The sequence below is a fragment of the Desulfovibrio desulfuricans genome (assembly GCF_024460775.1).
GTDB classification, from domain to species: domain Bacteria; phylum Desulfobacterota; class Desulfovibrionia; order Desulfovibrionales; family Desulfovibrionaceae; genus Desulfovibrio; species Desulfovibrio desulfuricans_E.
Map to the genome: position 1 here is coordinate 35,260 of NZ_JANFYZ010000019.1, position 7,281 is coordinate 42,540.

Annotated in this window: 6 protein-coding genes; 4 read left to right on the top strand and 2 right to left on the bottom strand. The window is 59.8% G+C overall.

Features of this window, described 5'->3' with window-relative positions:
- Nucleotides 1-23: 23 nt before the first annotated feature.
- Entirely contained in the window at nt 24-857 is an 834-nt protein-coding gene (locus NE637_RS14365) for a split-Soret cytochrome c (RefSeq protein ID WP_227118286.1), read from the bottom strand.
- A 285-nt stretch (nt 858-1,142) separates the two neighbouring features.
- Between NE637_RS14365 and dnaK the strand changes: the two genes are divergently transcribed.
- The 4 genes from dnaK to gatA all read left to right on the top strand — a co-directional run bounded on the left by dnaK (nt 1,143) and on the right by gatA (nt 6,519).
- Nucleotides 1,143-3,059: a molecular chaperone DnaK gene (gene dnaK / locus NE637_RS14370; RefSeq protein WP_192112274.1), complete on the top strand. Its 1,917-nt coding sequence runs from the start codon at nt 1,143-1,145 to the stop codon at nt 3,057-3,059.
- 141 nt (nt 3,060-3,200) lie between these two features.
- The gene (locus NE637_RS14375) at nt 3,201-4,595 is read left to right on the top strand and encodes a type 1 periplasmic-binding domain-containing protein (RefSeq protein WP_192112273.1); all 1,395 of its coding nucleotides are present in this window, start codon (nt 3,201-3,203) and stop codon (nt 4,593-4,595) included.
- 35 nt (nt 4,596-4,630) lie between these two features.
- A complete protein-coding gene (gatC, locus tag NE637_RS14380) occupies nt 4,631-4,927 on the top strand; it encodes an Asp-tRNA(Asn)/Glu-tRNA(Gln) amidotransferase subunit GatC (protein WP_227118288.1) in 297 nt (98 codons plus the stop codon).
- A gap of 131 nt (nt 4,928-5,058) precedes the next feature.
- Nucleotides 5,059-6,519: an Asp-tRNA(Asn)/Glu-tRNA(Gln) amidotransferase subunit GatA gene (gatA, locus tag NE637_RS14385; RefSeq protein ID WP_227118289.1), complete on the top strand. Its 1,461-nt coding sequence runs from the start codon at nt 5,059-5,061 to the stop codon at nt 6,517-6,519.
- A 553-nt stretch (nt 6,520-7,072) separates the two neighbouring features.
- Here gatA and NE637_RS14390 read toward each other — a convergent pair.
- A partial coding sequence (locus NE637_RS14390; RefSeq protein WP_256267768.1) for a hypothetical protein occupies nt 7,073-7,281 on the bottom strand: 209 nt, incomplete at its 5' end.

The window sequence follows — 7,281 nt, forward strand, 5'->3', positions numbered from 1 at the left end:
ATGCCAAGCGTTAGACAAAAAGGCTAGGGATGATCCTTGAACTTGTTCATTGTACCCTTTGCGCCGCTATGGCAGGGGGTGCAGTCCATGGTTCCCTTGGCCCAGTTGGCTTCATTTCCTTTGGTTTGGTGGCATTCGCCGCAATATGACACGGACTTCTGCACGGGGAATACCCCTTTGTAATCTTTGCCTGCATCAATCTTGGCGTTGAGAATTTCCGCCGTTTTTGCTGCCACGTCAGCCGTCAGCCTGCCGCAACGCTCGCTGCGTTGTTTGCTTTCGGCTTCAATTTTATTGACGTAACACCACTTGGAAACAGAGATGTGACACAGAACCGAATCCGATTCACTCTGCGGCAGGCTCCCCTTGAAACCCAGTGCCTTTTCACCGGGATCAAACACGGGGAGCTTTGCGGTTTCGTACCAGCGGAACAGATCATTGGCCATCGGCCGCACTTCCTTTCTGCCCCAGAACAGGGAAAAGGTTGATACGCCGCCATAAAGAGCCCCGCAAATTGTGCCCCAATCCGAAATGCCGCCCTTGTTGGCCTCGAGCATGGCAAAGGGAAACTGGTTGTACGGCGCGCCGTATTTTTCTGCCATTAGGCCAATGATGGCATAAAACGCGCCATAACCACAGCCGTAGTCGTTGTGCCAGTAGCCAAGGTAGGCCACTTCTGCGCACTCCTTGGGATCAAGCTTGTGCGGTTTCCAGCCATGATCTCCACCGACCTGCTCAAAACGGCCACCCGGCTGCGTCTGCCCCGCAGCAAGGCTGTTGCCGACGACAGATGTCATACCGCCCGCAAGTACAAGCCCGCCAAGCCCTGTCAATAGTGTTCTTCTGCCAAATTCCATAGGTCTCCTCCTGATGTTATTTGACATACCAGAGAAAGGGTATGTGAAAAAAAAAGCTACAGCTCTTTTAACCCGACAGTCAATGAGGGCGCAGGGCACAAAAGGAATTTTTTGTTTTTTTTCCACAACAAGACTAGACGATAACGGAGAAGGACTTACATATTGTTCGCGCCCAACCAATGGCGCTGATTTTCCCGCGCTCGCCGCCGTTTGCGCACTCCCTGAGGCCCCTCGGAGGTGGTAGCGCGAAGCGCACAGAGAAGTTTTCCTGAGGAGGATTCAGATATGTCCAAGATTATAGGCATCGACCTGGGTACCACGAACTCCTGCGTCTACGTCATGGAGGGCAAGGACCCCAAGTGCATCACCAATCCCGAAGGTGGCCGTACCACTCCTTCCGTGGTCGCCTTTACAGATAAGGAACGTCTGGTTGGCGATATCGCCAAGCGCCAGGCTGTTACCAACCCCAAGCGCACGGTTTTCGCCATCAAGCGCCTCATGGGCCGTAAATTTGAAAGCCCTGAAGTTGGCCGCTGGAAAGAGCATTCGCCCTACGCCATCGTCAAGGCCGCCAATGACGACGCAGGCGTGGAAGTTGATGGCCGCACCTACAGCGCGCCTGAAGTTTCGGCCATGATTCTGGCCAAGCTGAAGGCCGATGCGGAAGCATACCTTGGCGAAACCGTTACCGAAGCGGTCATCACCGTGCCCGCCTACTTTAACGATGCCCAGCGCCAGGCCACCAAGGACGCAGGCCGCATCGCCGGTCTTGACGTCAAGCGTATCATCAACGAGCCCACTGCGGCCTCGCTGGCGTACGGAGCTGACAAAAAGGCCAACGAAAAGATCGCTGTGTTCGACCTCGGCGGCGGCACCTTTGATATTTCCATCCTTGAAGTTGGCGACAACGTTGTGGAAGTGCGCGCCACCAATGGCGACACCTTCCTCGGCGGCGAAGACTTTGACCAGCGCGTCATCAACTTCCTGGTGGAAGAGTTCAAGCGCGAAAACGGCATTGACCTTGCCAAGGACAGCATGGCCCTCCAGCGCCTGAAAGAAGCCGCTGAAAAGGCCAAGAAAGACCTTTCCACCTCCATGGAGGCCGAGGTCAACCTGCCCTTTATCACTGCCGACCAGAACGGCCCCAAGCACATGCTCATCAAGATTGGCCGCGCCAAGCTTGAATCGCTGGTCAGCGACCTTGTTGACCGCACCATTGAGCCCTGCAAAAAGGCCCTGGCCGATGCGGGCATGAGCGCCTCGCAGATTGACGAAGTCATTCTTGTGGGCGGCATGACCCGTATGCCTCTGGTGCAGAGCGTGGTGGGCAAGTTCTTTGGCAAGGAGCCCAACCGCTCCGTGAACCCGGACGAAGTTGTGGCCATGGGCGCTGCCATTCAGGGCGGCATCCTCACCGGCGACGTCAAGGACGTGCTGCTGCTCGACGTGACCCCGCTTTCCCTTGGTATCGAAACCATGGGCGGCGTGTTCACCAAGCTGATCGACCGCAACACCACCATCCCGACGCGTAAAAGCCAGGTGTTCACCACGGCGTCCGACAACCAGCCCTCGGTGTCCATCCACGTGCTTCAGGGCGAGCGCCCCATGGCGCCCGACAACATGACCCTGGCACGTTTTGACCTGGCTGGCATTCCCCCGGCGCCCCGTGGCGTGCCGCAGATCGAGGTGTCTTTTGACATCGACGCCAACGGCATTGTGAACGTGTCCGCCAAGGATATGGGCACCGGCAAGGAACAGTCCATCAAGATCACGGCTTCTTCCGGCCTGTCGGAAGACGACATCCAGCGTCTGGTGCGCGAGGCTGAAACCCACGCCACGGACGACAAGAAGAAGCAGGAATTGATTGAAGCGCGCAACCACGCCGACAGCCTGATCTATGGCACGGAGAAATCCCTGACCGATCTTGGCGACAAGGCCGATGCCGCGCTCAAGAGCGATATTGACGGCAAAATCGCCGCTCTGCGCAAGCTTATGGAAGGCGAAGACGCCGCAGCCATCAAGGCTGCCACCGACGACCTCGCCAAGACCTCGCACAAACTTGCCGAACAGCTCTATCAGCAGCAGGCCCAGCAGACTGGCGGCCAGCCCGGCGCAGAGGCCGGAGCCGCAGGCGCAGGCCAGCAGCACGGCAATGCGGGTGATGATGTTGTGGACGCAGACTACACTGAAGTGAAGAAATAAGGGCAAGGGCAGCTCGGCGGCATACGCCCCGAACTTGCAACCACGCCTACCCTGTACTAAAAAGGTCTGGTTCCCTGAACCAGACCTTTTTTTGCGGCCCGCGTACGACGGGCCTGCCGGTACTACAACCAGGATACCGTCATGAATTTTTGCCGCTCTTTCGCCGCGCTGGCCCGCAATGTTTCGCTGCTGGCGCTTCTTGGCTGTCTTGCCGCGTGTCAGATGCCCTTTGGCCTTGGTCAAAGAGCGCCCCAGCCCAAACCCCAACCGGTTGCCCCCGCGGCCGTTACCGGCCCCTGCGTGGTGCTGGCCCTGCCGTCTTCCGGCACGTATGCCCCCATTGCGAGCAAGGTGCGCCACGGCGCGCAGATGGCCCAGAGCGAGCTTGCCGCCAGCGGCGTCAAGATGCGCCTTGAAACGGTCAATACCGAAGCTGCCGACTGGTTGCAGCGTCTGGACGCTCTGCCCCCGGCCTGCGCTGTTGTGGGCGGCCCCCTGCAGGCGCGCAACTACGCTCAGGCCCGCGAGCACGGTCAGCTCGAAAAAAGAGCCTTCTTCACCTTTGTGCCTTCGCTTGAGCAGGGCGATGAAGGAGCGCGCGCATGGCGCTTTTTCCCCAGCCCGCAAGACCAGATCGACACGCTCATCAACTTTGCCAGCACTGGCCTGAACATCCGCACCTACGGAGCCTTCTATCCCACCGATGCATACGGTGTGCGTATGACCGGCCTCATGGAACAGAGCCTTGCCAGCCACAACATGCTGCTGCAAAAGGCCTCGTATAACCCTGCCGACTCCACCTCGTGGAGCAATGCAGTGGCTCCGCTCATCAATGCCCAGACGCCTCAGGGCAGCAAAACCCCTGTGCCGCAGACATCCTTTGAAGCCCTGTTCCTGCCAGATTCGTGGAAGAGCATGGAAATGCTGACCACAAGCCTGCTCTATAACGGCGAGGACCGGCTGGTGCTTCTGGGAACCACGCTTTGGGAGCAAAGCCTCTCCGGCAAAACGGTTGCCAATGCCGACAAGTTCGCTCTGGCGGTCTTTCCCGGCGCATGGAACCAGCCGCAGGCCCCCCGTGCCCTTCAGGCGCCCGGCACGGACTTCTGGAATGCCCTGGGCTACGACTTTGTGCGCTTTGCCGTGTCCATGGGGCTTGATTCGCGCCTGACCACGCCGCAGGTTACGGCCCGCGCGCAGCGCGCCTCCAAGATGATCTGGGGCATGGCTCCCATTTCGTGGGACAACGCGGGCGTTGCCCACCAAAAGCTCTTCTTGTTCGGCGTTTCGCCCACTGGCATGACGCCCGTGGATGTGGAAACCTTCCAACAAACCCGCGCTCGTGTATTGCAACAGGCGGCTCTGCGTATGCAGGGCCTGCCGCCCGTGGACGCCACCGGCGCGCCCCTTGCGGCCCCTGCCGCAGGAGCGGAAGCCGCCCCGGCAGTGCAGACTGGTCAGACTCCGCCGTCTGCGCCCATCATGAGCAACACGCCGCGCCCCTCGTATAAACTCAGCCTGCCCGCTGCGCGCTGATCGCGCCCGCAGGCATTGCCTTTAAAGGACTACACATGGCAGACAACAAAACCATCAGTCTGGAAGAAGTGGCCCACATGGCTACACTTTCCCGGTTGAGCGTCAGCGAGGAAGAACAGACCCTGTTTGCCCGCCAGATGGGCGATATTCTGGCCTATATGGACGTGCTCGCGCGCGTGGACACCAACAATGTGGAGCCTCTGTACAGCCCGGCCCAGCATCCAGGCCCCCTGAGGGACGATGTGTCGGCCCGGCGGCGTGAGCGTAGCGAAGTGCTCGCCAACGCGCCCGAGGCCGATGGCGAATATTTCATCGTGCCCCGCATCGTATAGAGCAGTTTCAGAGTAATATTGCTCTGGCCCGGCCAGTGCAGCAGCCCGGCGCAGTCACCCGCGCCGACGCATACCGCACCCAAACGCACAGCATTGCTCAAACCGCAGTGCAGAACATATTTGAGAACGCCATGACCGAAATTTGTTCCCTCTCGCTCACACAAGCGGCTCAGGCCCTGCAAAAAAAGGAACTGAGCGCAGTTGACGCCGTTACGGCCTGCCTTGCGCGCATGGACGCCACAGAGCCGCGCATAGCGGCCATGCTGACCGTGGACAGGGAAGGGGCACTTGCCGCTGCCGCTGCCCTGGACAAGGAAGGCCCCAATCCGGCCAAGCCCCTGTGGGGTGTGCCGGTAACGGTCAAGGACGCCCTCTCCACCAAGGGGCTGCGCACAACTGCCGGTTCGCGCATTCTCGAAAATTATACTCCCTTTTATGACGCCTTTGCCGTGCAGCAACTGCGCGAGGCCGGGGCCGTTATTCTGGGCAAGAACAACATGGACGAGTTCGCCATGGGTTCCACCACGGAAAACTCCTCCTACCAGACCACCCGCAACCCGCGCGATGTAAACCGGGTTCCCGGCGGCTCAAGCGGCGGCTCCGCCGCGTCCGTCACTGCCGGGCAATGCTTTGCTTCTCTGGGCACGGACACCGGCGGCTCCATCCGTCAGCCCGCCTCCCTGTGCGGTTGCGTGGGCCTCAAGCCCACCTACGGCCGCGTGTCGCGCTACGGCGTCATCGCCTACGGCTCGTCACTGGATCAGGTGGGCCCGCTGACCCGCAGCGTGGAAGACTGCGCCCGCGTGCTCGGCGTTATCGCAGGGCATGACCAGCGTGACGGCACATGCGCCCCGCGCCCTGTGGACGACTATGTGACCGCCCTGAACAGCAAGCCCCTCAAGGGCGCGCGGCTGGGCATACCCAAGGAATTTTTTGGTGAAGGTCTGGCCCCTGAAGTGCGCGCCGTATGCCAGAACGCCATGAGCATTGCTCAGGCTCAGGGTGCGGAACTGGTGGAAGTGAGCCTGCCGCACACAGATGCGGCCATCGCAACCTACTATATTATCGCCATGGCCGAGGCCAGTTCCAACCTCGCCCGCTTTGACGGCGTTCGCTATGGCCGCCGCGCTGCGGATATCAAGAATCTTGAAGACCTGTACGTGCGCTCGCGCACCGAGGGCTTCGGACAGGAAGTCAAGCGCCGCATCATGCTGGGAGCCTATGTGCTTTCCTCCGGCTATTACGATGCGTATTACCGCAAGGCCGCACAGGTGCGCCGCCTCATCCGCGATGAATACCTCGCCGCCCTTGATAAATGCGATGCCCTGTGGGCCCCGGTTTCGCCCGTTCCTGCGTGGAATGTGGGCAGCCTGACCGCCGATCCGCTCCAGATGTACCTCATGGATGCCTACACGCTTTCGCTGAACCTTGCCGGTCTGCCCGGGCTTTCCATGCCTGTGGGTGTTGGTGCCGAGAGCGGTTTGCCCGTGGGTATGCAGCTTTTTGGCAAGGCCTTTGCCGAGGGCGAGTTGCTTTCTCTTGGGCATGCCTTGGAGCAGGTTTTGCCGGGGGTTGGAGCGGCGAAGTTGTAGATTTGGGTTGCAGTTTCTTTCTGAATAAAGCAGGGGGCAGGCCGAGAGGCTTGCTCCCTTTTTGTTGGTTTTGAGTGCGGCGCGCAGTTTCGCCTCCCCGGCTTGGTGTGTTTCTTTGATTTTTGCTGCCCTGCGGGCACTTGGTTTCGCCCTCCGGCGGCGTTTGGGACGCCTCCCCGGCGTGGGGCAGAGGGGACCTGTTAGGGGCTGCGCCCCTCCTAGGCCCCCTCTGCACTCCCCCCGGAACACCCCCTAAGAAGGGCTTTCAGCATTCTTCATGCGGCGAGGGCAACGCGACTATAGCTGCGGGAGCTTCCTTCCCTCGCTACGCTCGCTCAGGTGATCTCCCTCCGCGCCGCGTAAATGCCAGAGTTCGCTTTCGCTCTGGATGTGAATCTGTTTCAGCCAAATACCGCCGATACGTTGCCTGAAAAGGGCATGGCTTTGCACCGTTTTCAGGGCATCTCTAAAATTTCAATCATCACCAACTTGACCGATCCAGGTCGCAATGCATGAGACTTCGGGGCCACTCTCTCCTGCGAGCATTCCGCTCTTAATTCAACCGCAAGCAGGCAGAGAAATTACGAGTCAGAATAGTCCACTCGCCATCAAAAGCTGGTTGTGGCGTTGCCTTCCTTAAACTCGCCGGAGCGAACGCGGAGGCGATGGCTGGTGTTGAGTGAATTTGCAAAATACGCGTTTTGCGGCCTGAATGCGTCAGCGCCGGGATTTTGATGCTCACGTACATGAGTACGTTGCGCT

What these genes read in the sequence shown, in the direction of transcription:
- NE637_RS14365 (WP_227118286.1), bottom strand. Translation starts at nt 857, where the DNA reads ATGGAATTTGGCAGAAGAACACTATTGACAGGGCTTGGCGGGCTTGTA.
- dnaK (WP_192112274.1), top strand. Translation starts at nt 1,143, where the DNA reads ATGTCCAAGATTATAGGCATCGACCTGGGTACCACGAACTCCTGCGTC.
- NE637_RS14375 (WP_192112273.1), top strand. Translation starts at nt 3,201, where the DNA reads ATGAATTTTTGCCGCTCTTTCGCCGCGCTGGCCCGCAATGTTTCGCTG.
- gatC (WP_227118288.1), top strand. Translation starts at nt 4,631, where the DNA reads ATGGCAGACAACAAAACCATCAGTCTGGAAGAAGTGGCCCACATGGCT.
- gatA (WP_227118289.1), top strand. Translation starts at nt 5,059, where the DNA reads ATGACCGAAATTTGTTCCCTCTCGCTCACACAAGCGGCTCAGGCCCTG.